At 43.0% G+C, this 20,016-nt stretch carries 13 protein-coding genes; 7 read left to right on the top strand and 6 right to left on the bottom strand.

What is annotated here, in order from left to right:
* Nucleotides 1-5: 5 nt before the first annotated feature.
* From DYU05_RS06440 to DYU05_RS06415, 6 genes are all read left to right on the top strand, one after another.
* Nucleotides 6-1,928, top strand: a complete 1,923-nt coding sequence (locus DYU05_RS06440) for a RagB/SusD family nutrient uptake outer membrane protein (protein ID WP_117382134.1) — start codon at nt 6-8, stop codon at nt 1,926-1,928.
* Nucleotides 1,929-1,938: 10 nt separating this feature from the next.
* Nucleotides 1,939-3,126, top strand: a complete 1,188-nt coding sequence (locus DYU05_RS06435) for a DUF5000 domain-containing lipoprotein (protein WP_117382133.1) — start codon at nt 1,939-1,941, stop codon at nt 3,124-3,126.
* A gap of 6 nt (nt 3,127-3,132) precedes the next feature.
* Nucleotides 3,133-4,329 (top strand): DUF4998 domain-containing protein, encoded by a 1,197-nt coding sequence (locus DYU05_RS06430; protein WP_117382132.1) that lies wholly within the window; start codon nt 3,133-3,135, stop codon nt 4,327-4,329.
* Between the two features lie 337 nt (nt 4,330-4,666).
* Nucleotides 4,667-5,272, top strand: coding sequence for a hypothetical protein (locus tag DYU05_RS20890; RefSeq protein WP_133300182.1), 606 nt, complete (start codon nt 4,667-4,669; stop codon nt 5,270-5,272).
* A gap of 17 nt (nt 5,273-5,289) precedes the next feature.
* Entirely contained in the window at nt 5,290-7,140 is a 1,851-nt protein-coding gene (locus DYU05_RS06420; RefSeq protein ID WP_165852011.1) for a protein-disulfide reductase DsbD domain-containing protein, read from the top strand.
* Nucleotides 7,088-7,669 (top strand): TlpA family protein disulfide reductase, encoded by a 582-nt coding sequence (locus DYU05_RS06415; RefSeq protein WP_117382129.1) that lies wholly within the window; start codon nt 7,088-7,090, stop codon nt 7,667-7,669. Before DYU05_RS06420 ends, DYU05_RS06415 begins: the two co-directional genes overlap by 53 nt.
* 24 nt (nt 7,670-7,693) lie before the next feature.
* On the opposite strand, the gene DYU05_RS06410 is transcribed toward DYU05_RS06415, so the two are convergent.
* The 6 genes from DYU05_RS06410 to DYU05_RS06385 all read right to left on the bottom strand — a co-directional run bounded on the left by DYU05_RS06410 (nt 7,694) and on the right by DYU05_RS06385 (nt 18,040).
* Nucleotides 7,694-10,228, bottom strand: coding sequence for a BamA/TamA family outer membrane protein (locus tag DYU05_RS06410; protein WP_117382128.1), 2,535 nt, complete (start codon nt 10,226-10,228; stop codon nt 7,694-7,696).
* A gap of 10 nt (nt 10,229-10,238) precedes the next feature.
* The gene (locus tag DYU05_RS06405) at nt 10,239-10,829 is read right to left on the bottom strand and encodes a Pycsar system effector family protein (protein ID WP_117382127.1); all 591 of its coding nucleotides are present in this window, start codon (nt 10,827-10,829) and stop codon (nt 10,239-10,241) included.
* 168 nt (nt 10,830-10,997) lie between these two features.
* Nucleotides 10,998-11,525, bottom strand: a complete 528-nt coding sequence (locus DYU05_RS06400; RefSeq protein WP_205771805.1) for a YceI family protein — start codon at nt 11,523-11,525, stop codon at nt 10,998-11,000.
* Nucleotides 11,526-11,954: 429 nt separating this feature from the next.
* Nucleotides 11,955-13,355, bottom strand: coding sequence for a sugar porter family MFS transporter (locus tag DYU05_RS06395; protein ID WP_235853964.1), 1,401 nt, complete (start codon nt 13,353-13,355; stop codon nt 11,955-11,957).
* Nucleotides 13,355-16,234, bottom strand: coding sequence for a glycoside hydrolase family 38 N-terminal domain-containing protein (locus DYU05_RS06390; RefSeq protein WP_117382126.1), 2,880 nt, complete (start codon nt 16,232-16,234; stop codon nt 13,355-13,357). The genes DYU05_RS06395 and DYU05_RS06390 overlap by 1 nt, the downstream gene beginning before the upstream one ends.
* 15 nt (nt 16,235-16,249) lie before the next feature.
* Nucleotides 16,250-18,040 (bottom strand): class I mannose-6-phosphate isomerase, encoded by a 1,791-nt coding sequence (locus DYU05_RS06385; protein ID WP_205771803.1) that lies wholly within the window; start codon nt 18,038-18,040, stop codon nt 16,250-16,252.
* A 223-nt stretch (nt 18,041-18,263) separates the two neighbouring features.
* Here DYU05_RS06385 and DYU05_RS06380 point away from each other — a divergent pair, with 223 nt between their 5' ends.
* Nucleotides 18,264-20,012, top strand: a complete 1,749-nt coding sequence (locus DYU05_RS06380) for a S1C family serine protease (protein ID WP_117382125.1) — start codon at nt 18,264-18,266, stop codon at nt 20,010-20,012.
* Nucleotides 20,013-20,016: the final 4 nt, after the last annotated feature.

Raw genomic sequence — 20,016 nt, 5'->3', positions numbered from 1 at the left:
AAATTATGAATGCAAATTTTACAAGAAATAAAAACCTAAACCTTATCCTTTTTTCCTGCTGCGTAGTATTAGTTACGGCCGGAATGACTTCCTGCAAAAAATACTTGGACGTCGTTCCTGATAATGTCGCGACGATAGAACATGCATTTGCAAATCGTACAGAAGCCGAAAAGGTGTTATTCACCTGTTATTCCTATCTACCCGATGACGGACATCCTGACCTTAGTGCAGGGCTGAACGGGGGGGATGAATTGTGGACGTACTGGCCGATTACCCAGGATGCATATTATTTGGACCCTTATAACATTGCCAGGGGTTTACAGAATCCAACAACCCCAAACCTGAATTATTGGGACGATGTTGGCGGGAAAAATTTATGGCAGGCTATCCGAATGTGTAATATTTTCCTGGAAAACATCAACAAGGTCAGCGATATTGACCCATTCCTGAAAAATCGCTGGATCTCAGAGGCAAAATTCTTAAAGGCTTACTATCACTGGTACATGTTCCGGCAATATGGTCCGATACCGGTAATGGACAAGAATCTTGAGATTACAGCTTCACCTGGAGCAGTAAAGGTATACCGGTTGCCGGTAGACTCTGTTGTTCACTATATATCTGATCTGATAGACGATGCTGTTAGCGGAAAGGATGCAAACTTGCCGGATAAAATAGCAAATCAAACCACCGAGCTCGGACGTGTGACCAAGCCCGCAGCCTTAGCGATCAAGGCAAGGTTGCTGGTAACAGCAGCAAGCCCGCTCTTTAACGGTAACAGTGATTTTAGCGGCCTGAAAAATAACAACGGCCAGGTATTGTTCAATGCAACATATGATCCTTCCAAATGGCAAAAGGCCGCGACCGCCTGCAAGGCTGCGATCGATGCAGCAGAAAAGGCAGGAAGCACACTCTATCATTTTAATGCGGTCGGTTACAACTTAGATGATGCCACTAAAACGGAGATGAGTATAAGAAATGCGATGTGTGAAAAGTGGAACAACGAATTGATATGGGGCGGGACAAGCGGTACCATCACAGATAATCTTCAATTATATGCCTGTCCGCAGATCAATCCTAATGAGATCAATCTTGATCTGAAAGGAAAACTGGCGCCTACCTTAAAAATGGCAGAGTTGTTTTACACTAACCATGGTGTTCCGATTGATGAAGACAAAACATGGGACTATGCAGGTCGCTACCAACTACGGGCTACCCAGGCTACTGATACGCTGCTGCAACCCAATTACCGTACAGCCGCGCTTCACTTTGACCGGGAGCCAAGATTTTATGCTGATCTGGGCTTTGACGGTGCCAAATGGTTTATGAAGAACGGCCTTTTCAATATTCAAAGTAAAGCCGAGGAGTACTCCGGAAAAAAGCAAAGCCGCCTTTATTCTGTAACCGGGTATTTCGCAAAGAAGGTAGTGAACTGGAACCTGGTTGAAAGTAAAACGTCGGTAACCTTGGAAACCTACCCCTGGCCGATCATGCGTCTATCAGATCTTTATCTGCTGTATGCCGAAGCGCTTAATGAAAGCGGCCAGGGTGCCGCAGCATTGCCTTACCTCAACAGGATACGTGAAAGGGCAGGTTTGAACTCTGTAGAGTCATCCTGGACAACCTACTCTAAAAATCCCGGAAAATTCAATTCAATGACCGGTCTCCGTTCCATCATACAGCAGGAGCGGGGAATTGAACTGGCTTTTGAGGGCAGTAGGTTTTGGGACCTCAGAAGATGGAAAACAGCGCCGCAGGTCTTGAGTCAGCCGGTTTATGGCTGGGACGTCAATCAAAAGTCTTTCGAAGACTATAACAGGCGTGTGCTTTTGTTCACCCAGCGTTTTGAGGGGCCCAAAGATTACTTGTGGCCAATAAAAGAATCAGATCTCCAAATCAATCCTAACCTGGTTCAAAATCCGGGTTGGTAAAACAAAAATCATGAAAAGAAAGCTTAAATATTTTTTATCAATGTGCCTGCTGGGCGGTATCGCCTGTTTTATAGCTTGCAAACAGGATAAGTTAGAGCCCGCAGTAAAAGACGCGACAGCCCCCGGGCCGGTAACTGACCCGGTCGTAAGAAATTTGAATGGAGCTGCTGTCATCAGCTTTACTCCGCCTGCAGATGAGGACCTGCTGTATGTTCGCGCGGTCTATCAAACAAAAACCGGCACTAAACATGAAACAAAGGTTAGCAAATATAACCGGGAGCTTACAGTAGATGGATTTCCCGATACCGTTGCTTATGACGTCAGCCTTTATGCCGTTGACAAATCGGAAAACGCGTCCACAGCCGTGACCGTAACTGTTCATCCCGGGCGTCCGATATTTCAACTGGTAAGGGATAGCATTTCATATACTGCGGACTTTGGCGGTATCAATGTCAGATATAAAAACCGGACGGAAAGTTCCATTGCGGTGGTATTACTGACAAATGATTCTACTGGAAGTTTCGTTCCTGTTAATACTGCCTATACGAAATTGAAGCAGGGCGATTTTTCAACGCGCAACCTGAAAGCCGTTGATACGAAATTCGGGATCTATGTCAGGGACCGCTGGGGAAATATATCAGATACGTTGCTATTTCACCTGACCCCACTTTTTGAAGAGCAGCTTGACAGGACGAAGATACACCCGGTTATATTACCTACTGACGCACAATTGGGTCCTCAATATGGTGGCGGTGTAGAAAAACTGTTCGACGGTAACACGACAAATGCCGCAGGATACTACCATACCGGCGACGACGCCAAGATGCCGCAATGGTTCACCATTGACCTGGGAGTCCAGGCAAAGCTAAGCAGGTTGAGCTGGTTCATGCGCGAAGGCTTTTTCTACGATCTTCATAACCCTAAGGTAGTTGAAATCTGGGGTACCAATTCACCTGCCAGTGACGGTAGTTTCAATGGCTGGACCCTTCTGGCTTCTCATACGCAGGTAAAACCATCAGGCCTGCCGGCAGGTCAGAATTCTCAGGCAGACATTGATGCAGCAGTTGCGGGTGAGAACGTAACCTTTCCTTTAGACGCTCCCAAAGTTCGCTACCTGCGCTTCAAGACCCTAAAGAACTGGTCTAACGGTACTTATGTCAATTTCAACGAAATAATGATTTGGGGCGACACAAAATAAACAATAATGAAAAGATATAAATTATTAGGAAGCCTTTTCCTTTTAGCGGCAATGTTTTTCTCCTGTGTAAAAAAGGACGAATACAAAAAGTTTTTGGTGAATGGTGAGATCGTTTATCCCGGAAGACCTGATTCTGTAATTGTCAGGTCAGGGCACAACAGGGTGCAGATCGCGGTAGCTTTAGCTAACGACCCTTTGGTGACCAGTATAAAGGTTTTCTGGAAGAACTTTCAGGATTCCGTAGTGGTAAGCGTTAAGGGTGTGTCAAGAAAGGATACAGTCAGGATCGATGTACCCAATCTTTCCGAGGGTAATTATAATTTCACATTATACACCTATGATGAAAAGGGAAACCGTTCAGTAGGCATCACCACTGCGGGTATGGCCTATGGTGAAGCTTACATTAATTCTTTAAATACACGAACGTTAAGATCTATTGAAGCTTCAGCTGACGGAACTGATGTAAACCTTACCTGGGGAGCTCCGTCTTCAGGTGAAACCGGAACTGAGATTACCTACACTGCTGCAGACGGAAAGTTAAAGCAGTTGACACTCAAGCCGGATTCCTCGCATATCACCCTGCAAGGCTTTAAAGACAACACAGATATTTCCTACAGATCAGTTTTTGTGCCGGATTCTTTATCAATCGATCACTATTATTCCGTTGCACAAACCGCGAAACTTCCGGCTTTCGAGCGTTTGATGAATAAGGCACTATTTACGGCGCTTCTGCTTCCTACCGATGTCAATGAGGGCGGATACGGATGGCTCGAGCAATATCTTTGGGATGACAACTATAATCCTCCCGGCTTTGCCACTGAATCGATCCTGCCGTGCTGGTTTACCCTGGATATGGGACAATCCGTATCCTTGAGCCGCATAAAATACTGGCAACCTGCAGACCGTCTTTATGATCAGCAAAGTGTTAAAGTTTTTGAGGTTTACGGCAGCAACAACCCGAATCCGGATGGAAGCTGGGCAGGCTGGATAAAGTTATCAACCTGTACTTCAACTAAACCTTCCGGACTGCCAACCGGACAGATCGGCCCTAATGATGCCGCATATGCCATGGCCGGAGAATCGTTTCCTTTACCGGATCATTTACCAAAATTTCGGTACATCCGCATAAAGGTTCTTGAGGTTTGGGGAAGCGGCGATTTTGCCGCAATGGAAGAGTTTAATTTTTATACACATGATCATTAAAATCGGTTTGCTGTGTCGCAACCTAGTATATATGAAAAATCGTTTTTCGCATCTGGCTATTTTACTACTCGCATGTCTTCAGCTAAGTGCGGGGGCAAGTTCTATTGGAGCTCACGGCCGTTCCGCTCATGACACCATACCTCCACTCGCATGGAAGGAACACTGGTTTCAGCATAACCTTACATTAAAGCGGGTCTATTACGATAATAATATAGCGGTCTATTATGATAAGAATGTGAGCGATACGACCAAATGGCCCTTTCAAATTCTTTCAGATGCCTGGGCGTACGCAAAAAATAATTATGGGAGCTTAGGCGCAAAAAGACTATATGTCGTTTTGCATAAGGGCACCTATGGAGGCGGCCACCCGTCAGGTTTTTACTCTAAATCTCACGACTTCCGTAATACGATCGACTGCGGCCTCAATGACTGGGACGGCAGTACTGACGAACAAATACTGATGCCTATACACGAGATGGGGCATTTGGTTAACGACGTCAGCCACGGTACGTTCGGCTCACCTTCGGATGCTATCTGGGGAGATAGTAAGTTTATGGAAATATTCAATTATGATGTTCTTATGCATATTGGTCACCAGGACATGGCCCAAAGGTATAAGGCTGCAATGCTCAATCAGGCTGACAATTTTCCAAACGCTTCCACATACTGGTTCCGGGATTGGTTTCTGCCTATTTATGAAAATTATGGAAGGGAGCAGCTACTGAACAGATATTTCGAGGTCCTTTCTGAAAATTTTCCAAAAGGTAAGGACAGGCGCTTTACCCGTGATCTCAACATGGGTGAATTTGCTCATTTCTGGAGCATTGCAGCAGGTACGGACCTAAGTGATCGTGCCAGACATATTTTTCACTGGGGCAAGACTGAAAATGATCAGTTTATCAAGGCGAAAAAAGATTTTCCATCACCATATATCTCAAGATGATCAGCAAAATGACATTGATGAAAAGGACTTTAATTTTCTTGTTAACGTGTTTGGCCTTGTCAGGTTTTGCAATACGGGGGGCTGCACAGAAAATAGATCTGAAAGTGCTTTATGTTGGTTATGACCCGGAACGGCCGCAGCCCGAGAAACTCGTATACTACAGTACCTGGGAACCGGCTGTTACAGCGGGTTACAAAACCCGCATGGCCGATTTCAAATCCTATCTCAATGGAAGATTCACAGGCGTCAAGGTCATGGATGTCAGGGATTATAAACCGGCTGAATCTGAAACTGCTGATGTAACTATTTTTGATGCAGGTCCGGTTAACCTGCCGGCAGACTTTGACCGTCCTGCAATCCTTTTACATGCCATGGCGCCCAATATTGGAATCCCAATTAAATTAAAATTTGACTGGTATTGCCAATGTCTTGAAGACGAAGCCCTCAATGTCAACACCCGTCATCAAATATTTAACAAACCAATTAAGGTTATTCCGACGATGATTGAAAAACCGACACCATCATCCTTTTTCAACGGTCATCAGGCAGCCAATACACCCAAGACGATGAAAATGTGGCGGGTGGTAAAGGAAAGCGCCTCATTGCCGGGAAAATACCTGATCGGCATGGTGTCACACGGTGAAGGGTTTGCAGACTCACCTGATGCCGAAGTGATCTCGGGAGGGGATTGTCTTAAGAATGCCGAAGCAGTAGCTATCGGTCGTCATGGGAACTATCTGATGTGGGGGTTCTCAGCGTCCCCACAATATATGACGGATGAAGGGAAAAACGTTTTTATAAATGCCATATGCTACATCAAAAAATATGATCACAAGCCTGTGCTCGTAAGAAAACTGCAAACGGCTACCCGCTCGGAAATCGATGAATTGATCTACAGGATCGATGAAGATCTGTATAAAAAAGCGCTGATCTCAAGAAAAGAAGGAAATCAACGATTGCTAAAAATGCAGGAGGAACTGCGTGCGAAAAAGGCAGCGGGTGAAGACATTGGAAAAAGTAATGAAATGTTCTTGCTGATGCCGGTTTCAAACGAGGTACAATCATTCGATGATTACCTGAAGCAATTTGCGGGAGTCCAACTATTCGCCAAATATGGTACTGATGTAGGCAAGTATCACCAATATTTCCGTGACAACTATGAATACTTTTTTCCTGAAAACGAGATGGCGTTGAAGCTTGACACAGACGCCAGGACGCTGGGAGTGTCGAACAGAAATCCGTCAATGTTGGAAAAGTGTGTTGTAATGCTGGAAAACCATGATAGGGAAGACCTCGCTGAGAGGTTGTTGACCCGCTATACAAATGAAAAATTCACAACCGCCGCTGAATGGCGGCATTGGCTTGACCATAATAGCACCAAGCTGTTTTTTAGTGAATCAGGAGGTTTCAAATTTTACGCTGACACATCGGGTATGAAGGCTAACCCTGTTGCCGGACTTAGCCAAAAAAATGATTCTCAAAAATCTTTTTCCGATCCGGTGAGTGTGAGTTGGCGGATTGAAAAAGGCAAAGCCCCTGACACTATTAATCTTGTCGTATCTGCGAAGATTTTATCAGGATGGCATATTTATGCATACGTTCCACCCGAAAGTCCTTTCATTCAAACTAACTTAAATCTAAAGATCAAAAATAAACCGGTCAAAATAAGCTGGCAGTCTACACCAGGGGTTGCCTTAGCCGGCACAAGCCAAACCTTTGTTTATGAGCAAACAGCAGAGTTTTCCGCTAAACTTTCAAAAAATCAAATAAAAGGTGTCAGAAACGCTACACTCGGCTTCTATTATCAGGTATGCAATGACAATAAATGTTTGCAGCCGACCGAAAAGAAAATACTTATTGCTTTTTAAAGCCCTTATCATGCGAAAAAATAAAAAAAAGATTATTGTTCCCTTCATTATAATCTTAACATTTGTTTGTGGTCTGATCTGTCATGGCCAGCCATTGAAAAATAATCACATTCAAACCGGAACTCTCCCTGATTTTCGACTAAGGACGGTGAAAGGAAATGAATTCAGGTTGTCTTCATTAAAGGGCCGTTATATTCTACTGGATTTTTGGGCTAGCTGGTGCATGCCTTGTATAGCATCCCTTCCAAAAGTGGACAGTATATATCAACGATATCAAAAGGAGAACTTCGCGATCGTAAGTATTTCAATCGATCAAAAACCTTCAGCCTGGTTGAAAGAACAAAGCAAACACAAATTCTACTGGAATAATACCCTTGCGACCGACACCGCCATTATAAAGTATTATCATGTTGACGCTGTTCCGCATACCGTCCTGATCGATCCGGAGGGTAAAATATTACTGACAGAAGAGGGTCTTTCATCTGAAAGCGCAATAGAACGCAAGCTTAAAGAGCTTTTTTCAAAATAATTAGATAATCTATTTTATTTTATTTTATATCCTGAAGCTAAAAGAAATGTAGGGGTACCACCCCTCGTCCGAATGCCCGGCCAAAAGCTGGATTACGGTCAATCCTGCAGGCATGAAATATAAGCCGCCACCTGTACCGTGATGCCATCCGTTATTACCTCCTGAAGAAGGCCAAACACGGCCTGTGTCATAGAACCCGGAGACACCAAGTTGCCCTGGCAGGATATAACCGGCAATATTGCAGAGCTTCAGGCGTGCCTGCAGATTATTATATAACATATGACGTCCAGAAAAACGGTTTTGTAAAAATCCTAATAGATTGCCTTGCCCGCCTAAAAACATAGACTGATAAAAAGCAGGTTGACCTGTACTCAATCCTCCGCCGATACGGTCACTGAGAACGATCCTCGCCTTTTTATCAAGTTTTTGGTATATGGTAAACTCTGGACGAAATTGCGTATAACCGGCGGAATAGCTGTTAAGGCCTTTATTTGCGAGGAATGTTATATCAAGGTAGAAACCAGCGTCAGGCAAAAGTTTATTTGATCTACGGTCGACGGTTAGTCTCAATACACCGCCAATATGCGCCTTGTCTTTGCCGGTTGTTAAGCTGTCATATGATCCAACGAGCGAGGGATCGGCAATAATACGGTCCTGGTTGCCCTTGGTGTCGAAATGATAAAACTGAAAGGCAGCACCAGTATATATTGTACTTCCTTTACCAAGATGCCAGCGCAGCCCCGGTTCAAATCTGTAAAGATCAAATCTTGCACGATAAAAGTGGTGATAATCCCCGGTTTTATTAAGAATAGAGCTATTTCCATAACCAAAGTAATTCATGGTATTGTCCGGTGCATCAGCTGAGGCCTGCAGCATAATATCCGCCTTTCCCAGCGCTTTGATCCAGTCGCCTGAATACCTTATCCTGAAGGCATCGGTTGCAAATGAGTGTGTCAGCATCACCTGCTGTGAACTCGTATAGGGAAATTTTCTGAAGCCATCATTTTTCCTGTAGTTGAAACCAAGTCCTAACAGGAAGCCATCATCTGCATTTATGTTTGCGGTTGCTAATGGCATCCAAATGTTGTAAAGATTGGTTTGAACGAATTTTGTATTCAAGGAGTCGGTGGAGCCATTAAAATTGATAAGTCTGCTTTTTTGATAACTGGCCTGCGGAATGTCGTAAACATTTATTTTATTCGACCCTGAATGGTTATAAATTTTTTTTCCATCACCGCCAATGATTCTTATCTGGATTGGTGAATTCCCGTTATGAACAAATACAGTATCATTGCCGCCTTGTAAATATATTCGCAGTTCTGTGGTTATAGACGGGTGATAATCCATCTTCCATATCTTATTATTCTTTTCAGTTAGCTGCCTTTTCAAAACAGATACTTTAAGACCGCCATCCCCTGACCTGTTGATATTGATCTTTTCATCCTGATTTGTTAGCCGCAGATCCACGATGCGATAGATAAAGCGATAATATTCATCCATAATTTGGGGAATATGATCTCTCCTGTACTTTAAGGTCTTTAATAATTCGTCATGGCGAAGCAGGTAGGTTTCGGAGGGTAGCCGCTGTAGGCTGGCTTCCAATACGCTGTCTGTTTCTGCTTTAACAAAACCATGGGCCAGCTTCATCCAATTATCGTGACTTATCTGAAAATCAGGTAACATATTCAAAAACCTGCTTTTGAAGATCAGGTATTTTGCAGTCGTACCATCAGTAGCAAAATCACCAAGTACCGGATTGACGAATGGTAAGGAAGCAACTTCAGGAAATATTCCTTGGGAAAGATGAAAGACCTGATCACGGTCTCTCGGTACCGCCACATATTGCTTTAAGTTTCCATTCCTTTGTTCTGCCCAGCGCCATTGATCCTCATGCCTGTCCCAGTCACCTGTTAGAATGTCAAGCATTCGAGCTTTTATAAAAGCAATACCATCCAATTGGCCGCTATTACCTTGTATAAGATTAAACAGCATTTTTTCAGTATTTACCGACTTACCCAAAGGTTCTCTTTCTTCAAGCAGACATACCGTTCCTGCAAATATTTTTCTGTAAGAACCTAGCTGCGGGTCATCTGCAATGATGCCGATTATAGGATTGGCGTGAGCTACACCTGCTGCCTCTGCAATTGGTGGAACAATGAGTGCGGAAAAAGGGTGTTGCCCGCTTAAGGCATCGTCAAGCCAATCTACGGTAAAAGTTTGTCTCAGCTCTTCCGGTACTAATTTTTCAGGGCTTTTTTCTACACTACGTAAGACCCACTCTTTTCCGCTGCTGTCGACCAATCGCAGCGATTTGGATTGCATGCCACCGCCCTCCTTGATTGGTCTCATACCACCATGCAGGAGGGATAATTTTAGCACCGGAAGATTTACCTCCTCAGCCCACTCTTTACGGTAGTTTTCGCCAAAAAGCCAGCGGTGCACTTTACTTACATTGTCGTATGAAGGATGCACCCTAACCTTAACACTGTCCCGGCTTTGCCCGAAGGCATAAGAACAGAAGATCAAAACGATCAAAATGTATATCAGCAAAGTTTTCATTGGAAGGCTCTTAAGCAATTGATTGTGTGTGTATTAAAACGGCGGATAGAAAGGCGAAAGTTGAAACAATCAGTCCTACCATGAATAAATTATAGGCGACCCGTAGCTGACGATATTTTTTTCCTAGTACGATTCCCTGTCCATAGTTGTCATAGATAAGGTTCCTGTAAAGTAATTCACCGTCGTTCATCACTTTTAACATTGCTTCATGGTAAGCCTCCGGTTGCATGTTATAAAAATTGCCGAAGAAGAGCAGATTGACGGGGCCATTTTTCAGTTGTTCAGGGGTAAACTTACCTTTAGGAATATTAGGGCGGGTGGCAAGGATCGCGAACGTCATGGTTGTCAGGCTAACCATAATAAGTATGATGGTCGGCACAGCAAGATATGGCTGTTCATTAAGCCTGCGGAGCAGGAGACTTATGATTGCTGAAAGAATTATTGCATTGACTGTGATAAGTATGTGGGCTTTCTTGTCGGCCATATCACTCAAGCGCTGGTGATTTGACGAGCTCACACGAAACATTGTCTCAATCCCCCTGTCTGGTTTCGATGTATTATTTTTTCCGTTAGCCTTTGAGGTCTTTGCTCGTTTCGACATATGAATTTATTTTTGAAAGGCAGCATGAATAAAATTTCATGCTGCCTTGGCGCAGATCTTGTATCGCCGCTAAGGTCGTTTAAGCTGCATCGCAATCCATTTCGCAATAATGGTATAGTAGAGATTTCTCAATTGCGCATTTAAGGACACACGAAACGGCCGTAACATTTATCCTTTGATCAACTGGATGTCGCAGCTGATCCTGATTTCATCCGATACAACAATGCTGCCTGCCTCTGTGACCGCGTCCCAGGTTAATCCAAATTCCTTACGACTGATCTTTCCGTTTACTGTAAAACCGGCCTTTGTTTGTCCGTATGGATCTGTTACAATTCCCCCGAATTCAACATCGACGGTCATAGGTTTGGTAATGCCCTTAATTGTCAGGTCACCATGTAACAGGTAGTCTTCGCCATCCGGTTCGAAGGACCTGCCGGTAAATACGATTGCACCGTGACGTTCAGTATCAAAAAATTCGGCAGACTTTAAATGATTGTCACGCTGCTCATTTTTTGTGTAAATTGAACTTGCATCAGCACTGAACTCAATACTTGCAGCTTTTGTAAAATCATCACCTTCCGTTTCCACATCCAGATGATAGTCTGTGAAGTTGCCCGTGATGGTTGTGATCATAAGGTGCTTTACTTTGAATAGGACCTCGCTGTGAGCAGGGTCGATCGTCCATTTTGTTGTCATAATTTGCGTTTTCAACATCCAATGCCAAATGTTTGCCGCTATTACAACGTATTGATTATTAATCGATTAATCTATTAAGTAAGGTTTTTTTTGACGAGATTTCGTGATAGTCAACTATATATGGTGGTATCCGCATCACCAAGCGTGATTTCTCTCGAAATAATTAAAGATGATTCAGTAGGTAAGGCTATGTCCGGGTTTTCTTAATTATAAGCACAGATTAAAAGGAGTATTTTTAATCGCGCTACCTACGCCGGCCACTTGTCAATGTTTGTTGATGATTACTTGGAAATAGCTTTTTCGCTACCTCAACAAATTTGATTTTAATATCGCCAATCTGTCTTGATCGGACTTTAGAAATGGTCACGAACTGAAAGTCCCTATTTTCGTGTAATATATGATCTGTGTTACTGATCAATAATGGCATCTTCAATGGCCGGACCAAAATCCTTGCATCTCTTCAAGCGATTTTCCTTTTGTTTCAGGTACTAATTTGAGAACGACAAAAAATGAGAGAATACAGCAAAATGAAAAGGTCCAAAACGTCCAGGTAGTTCCTAATGTATTCAACATAATAGGTGTCAACTGGCCGACAACGGTATCTGCTATCCACATCACCATAATGCTGATACCCATAGCCCGGCCGCGAATGGCAGTAGGAAAGATCTCTGCTGCGATAACAAACTTCAGCGGCCCTATAGAGAAGGCAAAACAAGCCAGAAATGCAAGTATGCAAAGGATCAAAATGAAGCCACCGGACATTCCGATATAAAAGCAAAGGCCCGTAAAAAATAAAGATAATGCAGCTCCGACGGAACCAATAAGGTATAGAGGTCTTCGTCCCAGATTATCAACTTTCCATATCGCGATTACAGTGAAGAAAAAATTTGCTGCGCCAAAAATGATTTGACTTACAAAGGCATTACTGATGTCAATACCGGCGCTATTTAAGATTCTCGGCCCATAATAGATTACTGCATTTATGCCGCTGAGCTGAGAAAATAGCGGCAAAAGTATGCCTATGAGTAAAGGCCTTCTCAGCTTGCTGGTGAAAAGCTCCAGTATAGAAACTTTATTTTGATCGTCTTTTAACACGTATGGCGATTCAGCTGCTTCATCGTACACGCCTTCCAGTTTATTGATCTCGGCTAAACCTTTGGCCCTTCTGCCGTTGTATATAAGCCAGCGGGGACTTTCAGGAACGAACCATAAGCCAAATAAAAATAGAAGGGAGGGTATCACCCCGATGCCCAGCATTCCCCGCCAAATTTCTTTCTCAAAAATTTTCCCCCAGAGCGTTCCCTGGTTGAAGCGGTTGGTCATACCATAATGAAGTAGAGCCGCATTGGTGATATAAGCAATCAATATTCCTGCGGTTATTGCTAATTGATAAAATGTCACTAAACGGCCCCGTATTGGAGCCGGCGATATTTCGGAAAGATAAAGGGGGGCTACAATAGAAGCAACCCCTACACCGGTACCACCTAACATCCTGGTCAGCACCAGCCAAGAAAAACTCCCGGCGAGTGTTGTTCCGGCCGCGGAAAGGAAAAAAAGCATTCCGGCGGTCACCATCATTTTTTTTCGGCCAACTGCGTCACTCAAGCTTCCTGAGAACGATACCCCGATAATACAGCCAATCAGTGCAGATGATACAAACCAGCCTTCCTCTGCGGCAGAAAGCGAAAACTGCTTCTTAATGAACGGCAATACGCCCGATATTACCGCCATATCAAATCCGAATAAGAAACCTCCGGTAGCAGCGATTGCGGCAGCAACCATTAAATAACGCGTGATACGCGCTGATTTCTGATTTGCTTGGTCCATCATTATAAATTTTCAATGCGTATTGTCATCACACCTTTGCCCGGAATAGTAAAATTCTGATCAATTCGCTTCAGCTTATCTTCCATCAGGTTACTTTCAAAAAGCTGAAAGCTTTTTCCTTTGTCGGAGATCACTGATGCGTGATTTGGTTCTTCACTGGTATTGACAATTATTGCGATGTATCCCTGTTGGTCATCTGCAGGCTTTAAAACTTCAGTGTAAATGTTTTTACCTTTTACCACTATTCCGGAAAGCTCATCTGTACTTGCAGATGTCACCAATAACGGTTGATGATTATATATTCCCGCCTGGCTGGCTTTGAACGAATCATAACCACCATCGTGCGCCTGTATAAAATAATGGAATGTAGTTTTCCCCTGCTGGTCCGCCCTGAAATTGGTATGCCATAGATTATTCATTACCCATGAGTAAATTATGGACGATTGAGAAGTAAAATCCACCCAATAAGGGGAATGCTGCAGCCCTCCCAAAAGGTTGGCCGTTTTGATCTTTCCTATTTCGAAAAGCGGCGCATCAGGACTGCTCCAGGTCAATCCGTAATTTGCATTGGAAATGTCAACCCATCGCTGCATGGTATACCAGTTACGATTGGAATTCGGCAACTGATCAGATTCAGCTGTAACCGCCGCCCATGGTATATTATATCTTACTTGTCCGCCGGGAATCGAGAACGGAAATGCAAAGTGAACACTTTCCTTTGACCTTACTGCAGTTTTGTCAATGGTGTTAATAATCTCTATACGATCAACATTGGAAATCAACTTAATTTCCCGCTCGAGTCCTTTAGTGCCGGGTGCATCAGATCTCACCATTAAGCTTTGCACCAATGGTCCGTTCTCTTTGTAAGTGATCGTGGCAGTCCCGCTGCTTTCCATATTTTTAAGCAGATCTCCCGGCATATAAAGATATTGGTTAAGAGAGACCGAATCATTCGCATAATTCTTATTGTTTCTAATCAATTTTTTGATATCGCCGGTTTTGTTATCAAGAACAATCGTATAAATCCCATTAGTGATCGTGTTCTTAAAAGTAGGGCTATTTTTGATTTGTGGATTCCTGCCCTTATTAATAATGAAAGTGCTTTTACCGAATGGGGGAACATCTGTCGCAATGAATACGAGTTCTCCGCTTGATAAACGTTGAGACGGGATTTTTCTGCCCGACAGATCTTTTACGATATCTCCGGATTTGCTTAAAGATGCAGGAACAACAACGATATCAGTCCTTTTCCACATGTTGGTATTATACACATCTATATAACCTTCCCGAGGCCTCAGGGGAGATAAGGACGATGCTAGTAGAGAATCTGATTTTTTTTCTGCCCGTAAAGCAAAAGCCTGCTTATATGACCATTGGCTTTTTACTTTAGCATCGTCGGGATCATCTGTACTGTTGTAAGCTCCCCAGGTGTGTTCGTTGAAAAGTAACATATTCTTCCACGTCTCTGAAAAGTCGATTCTGGAATAATTCGGCACGTTACGAATAGCCCAGATAGCATCAGCTTGTTTTAAAACTTCTGATGCATGTCTGTTCTTCGCTGTTTCGCTTGCACCGGATGATACACCATCGGTCCAATATTCGGTATAATCACCAGAATAGGTGGGGATTTCTTTGGCATATTTCTTTTCGAAATCGTTGAAGAACTGTTTGACGCTCGTTATCACCAGTTTCGGTGAAACATAATGCTGGTTCCAAAGTTGAACAGCGTCCGGAAGTTCGGGGTCGATGGGAGCATTATCACTCATAGCCCAGGTGAGGATCGACAGATCGTAAGGAAAATTCTTACTTTCAAGCTGTTGCAGATGATCAAACAGATAAGGGTTCAAGAAATTTTCTGAGGGTTTACCGGTATAAAATGGCTTGGGATCTTCAACATTAAAGAAGTTTGGAATTTTATCACCTTTTAATCCGTAACCGATTGAATAAGGCGGACATTGCCAGAATAACATTTTTTGCTTGCCCGAAGGAGATAACCAGTAGAAGGGCTTGTCCTGCCATTGTGCCAACCTTCCAATCCTGTCTGATGCGTTCGGGCCGGATAAAAAATACTTTATTCCTGTTTGTTCAGCCTGTGCGGCAAGTCCCCATGATGCTCCGGGAACATCACCCTGGAACATCGTATGAATATCTATACCGTGTGCCCTGGCCAGCCGTTGCGAGGCTGCAAACATTTCCATCAATTGCCTGCTGTCGGTAAGACTTGTGTTAATATTTCCATAGGCGCCGTCAAGACTTATCCAACCTTTCTTTACGGCATCCCAAAACCTTTGCTGCTTTTCAGGTGACGACATTTTAAGGTAATTGTCAACTACCCATATTGCTTCAGTCGTCCATTTGTAGCGTGCTTCTTCGGGATAGTTCTGTGTCTTCTTTGCCAATTCGATAGCAGCATCAATATTATCCATATGTAACTTCAAAACTTTTGACTGTACGTTGGTATAACCGATATCTACATGGGAGTGGGGAAGGACATAGACTGTCCAGTTGGACTTGCAGGGCGTAACAACTGCACGGGAAGTATAGCTTTGACCTTGGTTGTTGAACACCACTGTCAGTTGCTGGGGTGTTTTAATTGTCTTGCCAGGAAGTGCGATCTCATAATTCTGTACGCCGGTTGCGGCCACAGGTATTTCGTAGACTTCCTTTGTTTCGTTAAAATCTACGACTAATCTGCCCCCGGTATAGCATTTTCCGTCATTAAATATAAGCCTTGCCATACGGCGTACTTCTCCATGATAATTAATATAAGCTACGGTAGGTTTTACGGTCACTGACGTAAACAAGGTATCTTTGCTCAGCGAAATTGAAAATGCAGAATTCGTCAACCAGCAGAAAACGGATAACAATAGTATTTTTTTCATTATTAGAATAGGTAATTAGCAACTTGAATCTTTTACAAACGCTTTGATCACTTTAGCCAATGAAGGGCCTTCATTCTTGATCATGAAGCTGCCTGCTGCAGCAGGTATAATAAATGTCTCGGCATAATGTACAACCATTTGTCGCTGGCCCGTAATTACTGTCACACTTTCTCCTTCAACAAGGCTCATGATAAGACATTGGTCGTTGGTATTATCGGTGATGGACTCTTTAAACTCCAGGCGCGCTATTGCGTAAAAGTGTTCATCATGAGTGGAAAGGCCGACAACCCGCCACTCGTCGGTTTCCTTGAGCTTGGTCGACTTGGATAGAAGAGTATTCTCGACAACTTTACCTTTTCGATCAAAGTTCAAATTCTCAAATGCCCGATTGATGTTGAGTGGCCTTGGAAGTCCGTTCAGGTCTGGCCTTAACCAATCATACATCTTGAAAGTGAAAATATACGGGGTGGCACTGATTTCTAGGACCAACGCATCCCTTCCTGAACAGTGTACCGTACCATTAGGGATAAGAAAAAGGTCGTGTTTTCTGGCGGGGAAGGTTTGAATATACTTCTTTACATCGACCTCTTTATGATGTATGAAACTGCTTTCGAGTTCTCTGCGAAAAGTATCCGGATCTATGTCATTTTGGAAGCCCAGATAAACTTCTGCACCCGGTTTAGATTCCAGAATATAGTAAGTCTCGTCCTGCGTGAAGTCTTCTCCAAAGTGTTGTTTTGTATAGTTAACTGAAGGATGGCATTGCAAAGAAAGATTATCTCCGTCCATGGTATCAAGAAAGTCAAATCTTATTGGGAATTTATTCCCAAAACGTTTAGCCGCCTTTCCAAGGACGGCGACATGGTCATAATAGAGCAGGCAGTCGATTGAAACTTCCAATAACTTGGAACCGCTTTCTAGGATAATGCCGTTCTCAGGTGCGATCAATTCAAAAGACCATGCATAATTTTTAGTATCCTTGTTCAGCCCCGGTATGTTTTCCTTGATCCACTGACCGCCCCAAACACCAGGCTCAAACCATGGCCTGGCGCGAAAAACGTTTTTTGTTATTGTAGAAAGTGCAGAACGCAATTCATTTCCACTGATCCATGTAATATCCTCCGTACGCTGTTCATCCACCATAAAGTCGATACGAGGAAAGATTTCTTCTTTGTGCTTATTCAGAACCACCCAGTCAATAAAATAAAATCTTTTATACTGTATCTTTGGATCCTCAGGAAAATGACGGCCTAAATTGTTAACTGAACCAGCCCTTGAACGAAATTGAATTTCATTTTTGGGCACGTCAAAGTACACGATCGGAAAATTGCCACTCACTAAAGCCGCTCCGCAGCCATAAATGATATTTATTGAACCATCGACAGATAAAACTTCATCGACGTTTTTCAGCTCGAAAAAATCTTGAAGTGTACCTGTATAAGCACTGCCAAACAAAGGATCGTCTCCACCAAGAAAAGGGGACGTTTTTATTTCTAAATCTTCGGACGATTTTAGATAATTGTTAATAGATATCCAGTTTATACTTTTGCCAAGATCTGTAAATGCACGGGTGGTTTGCTCTTTTACAGCCTCCCAATTTACACCAATATAACCATCAAAAACAATATGTTCACCCTTTAACAGAAGGCGCTCTGTGAGGGAATGGTAACCAGAACTAATAGTTCCTGAGATATTGTAAAACGGATAGATCTCGTATTTGCCTGTAATTTGATTCTCAATAGTTGATGGCATCAAGAACTGTTCAGAGTTTCTGGATGTTCCAGGCATTATTTCCTGCTTTATCATATTGTACAAACATATTGTAAATATTTGTAATTACAAATTGTATGCACCGTTTTTAAAATAGCCTTACTAGGGCGTTGAAATTTTTTAAATGCCGTTAAAATCTCAATTAAAACTAATTATCAATCGATTCAAACGTGGATTGATCTAATTAACATCGTATCTTCTAAAAGATTAATTAAATTTATATGTTTGTACATAATAAATTTAATAATTTTTAAATCGCATGTCTACAAGACTCGGGCAATATTGCCATCGAATAACTTTACTCTGCAAAATTGGTATCGGTATTTTAACCTACCTTATATTACCTGATTCCATTCTAGCTCAGAAAAAGCGATCGATAAATGCCATGCATGTAACAAAATTGTCGGAAGTCATTAAAAAGGTTTCGCCCGCATGTGTAAGGATGTTTGCCTTCGACACCGTGGTAAATCGACAGGCGGGCCCGCAATTTAGCGGTGTAGTAGTGACAAAAGACGGTTATATTCTGACAGTAGCGCACACCACCATTCCTGGCAACATTTACAGCGTAAACTTCCCTGATGGGAAAATGGTTATAGCTCAGGCTTTAGGAAGAATAATGTTTTCGGCTACTCCTCAGTTACCGGACGTGTCGATGATGAAAATTTTGGGCGAGGGGGTCTATCCATTTGCAGAAATAGGGACCAGCCGAGAGCTGCGTTTGCACCAAAAATGCATCAGCATCTCTTATCCTGAGACTTTGGCTCTAAATTTTCCTACCGTTCGTCTGGGGCAAATCACCGTGCCAGCTACTGAGCAAGGTATGATCCAATCAAGCTGCAAGATGGAGCCCGGAGATTCAGGCGGGCCGTTATTTAATGTTGCAGGGCAGGTGATAGGTCTGCATAGTGCGATAGATATACCTGAAGACATTAATTTTGATGTTCCCGTAGACATTTACCGCCGGTACTGGTCCTCGTTAAAAATTCCGGTGACATATGATGCATTTCCGATGACAAAGGATAGTCTAATCCAAAAATCTTTTAAGCCAGCCATGCTTATTAAAGATTTGGTTCATCTGCAGACAAACGTGAAAAAGAAGGCTACTCAATTTACCGCAACAGTAAAAAGCATTGTCAATGGTACCGAAAAACAATTACTTGGTACTGTCATCAGGACAGATCAAAAGTCGAAGATGTCAACTTCCATTTTTGTCATATCCAAAAGTTCTGAAGTAGGAAATAAGGTGAGAGTTATTTTTAATGACGGAAACAGCAATGACGCAAATATTGTAGCAAGGGACAAACGAAATGATCTGATTCTGTTGAGTGTTTCCCCGCAATCAATATACCCATCGCGGGATGAGATATTCAACAAAGAGCAATTCGATACAGTGTATGCGGGTCAGCACCTTTTTTGCCTCAACAGTCAGCGCCAACCCATGAAAGGCATAGCCGGAGCTTCGGTTTTCGCATTACCAAAAAAATTTAGCCTCGGCTATCTCGGTGCTTTTATTGATGTAAGACATCGGCCTTTTCCAGTTAGCAACGTACTTGACGGTTCTCCGGCATCCTTATACGGAATTAAAGTTGGCGATACGATAAAAGTTATTCAGGGTAGAGTAATGGAAAGACCGGAGGACTTTGGTGCCGTTTTAAGTGATCTATGGCCCGGCGATACCACCGCGTTTGAGATATTACGAGCGAACCAGCGTATTGACCTTAAGGTCGTCTTAGGTAATTGGCCTTTAAACCTAACTACACACCCTGCCGACCACTTTAAAGGAGGCAAGAGTATACGAAGAGATGGCTTCCAGAAAGTGTTCGCTCACGACTGCGTCCTTGAAGCAAATGATGCAGGTGGTCCGGTATTTGATTACTCAGGCAAATTTCTTGGTGTTAACATTGCGCGGTTCAGCCGTACAACCACGTTAGCCCTTCCTGCATCTGTGATATTTCAATTTTTATATGATAATACCGTTATCGTCGGTAAAGGTCAAAGGCAGATTTAATGCT

Source organism: Mucilaginibacter terrenus (genome assembly GCF_003432065.1).
Taxonomy (GTDB): domain Bacteria; phylum Bacteroidota; class Bacteroidia; order Sphingobacteriales; family Sphingobacteriaceae; genus Mucilaginibacter; species Mucilaginibacter terrenus.
Note: the sequence above shows the minus strand (reverse complement) of the source record. Positions and strands in the feature narration are given on the sequence as shown.

Bases quoted from the DNA above. Each gene is read 5' to 3' on its own strand.
- DYU05_RS06440 (WP_117382134.1), top strand. From the start codon at position 6: ATGAATGCAAATTTTACAAGAAATAAAAACCTAAACCTTATCCTTTTT.
- DYU05_RS06435 (WP_117382133.1), top strand. From the start codon at position 1,939: ATGAAAAGAAAGCTTAAATATTTTTTATCAATGTGCCTGCTGGGCGGT.
- DYU05_RS06430 (WP_117382132.1), top strand. From the start codon at position 3,133: ATGAAAAGATATAAATTATTAGGAAGCCTTTTCCTTTTAGCGGCAATG.
- DYU05_RS06420 (WP_165852011.1), top strand. From the start codon at position 5,290: ATGAAAAGGACTTTAATTTTCTTGTTAACGTGTTTGGCCTTGTCAGGT.
- DYU05_RS06415 (WP_117382129.1), top strand. From the start codon at position 7,088: ATGACAATAAATGTTTGCAGCCGACCGAAAAGAAAATACTTATTGCTT.
- DYU05_RS06410 (WP_117382128.1), bottom strand. From the start codon at position 10,228: ATGAAAACTTTGCTGATATACATTTTGATCGTTTTGATCTTCTGTTCT.
- DYU05_RS06405 (WP_117382127.1), bottom strand. From the start codon at position 10,829: ATGTCGAAACGAGCAAAGACCTCAAAGGCTAACGGAAAAAATAATACA.
- DYU05_RS06400 (WP_205771805.1), bottom strand. From the start codon at position 11,525: ATGACAACAAAATGGACGATCGACCCTGCTCACAGCGAGGTCCTATTC.
- DYU05_RS06395 (WP_235853964.1), bottom strand. From the start codon at position 13,355: ATGATGGACCAAGCAAATCAGAAATCAGCGCGTATCACGCGTTATTTA.
- DYU05_RS06390 (WP_117382126.1), bottom strand. From the start codon at position 16,234: ATGAAAAAAATACTATTGTTATCCGTTTTCTGCTGGTTGACGAATTCT.
- DYU05_RS06385 (WP_205771803.1), bottom strand. From the start codon at position 18,040: ATGATAAAGCAGGAAATAATGCCTGGAACATCCAGAAACTCTGAACAG.
- DYU05_RS06380 (WP_117382125.1), top strand. From the start codon at position 18,264: ATGTCTACAAGACTCGGGCAATATTGCCATCGAATAACTTTACTCTGC.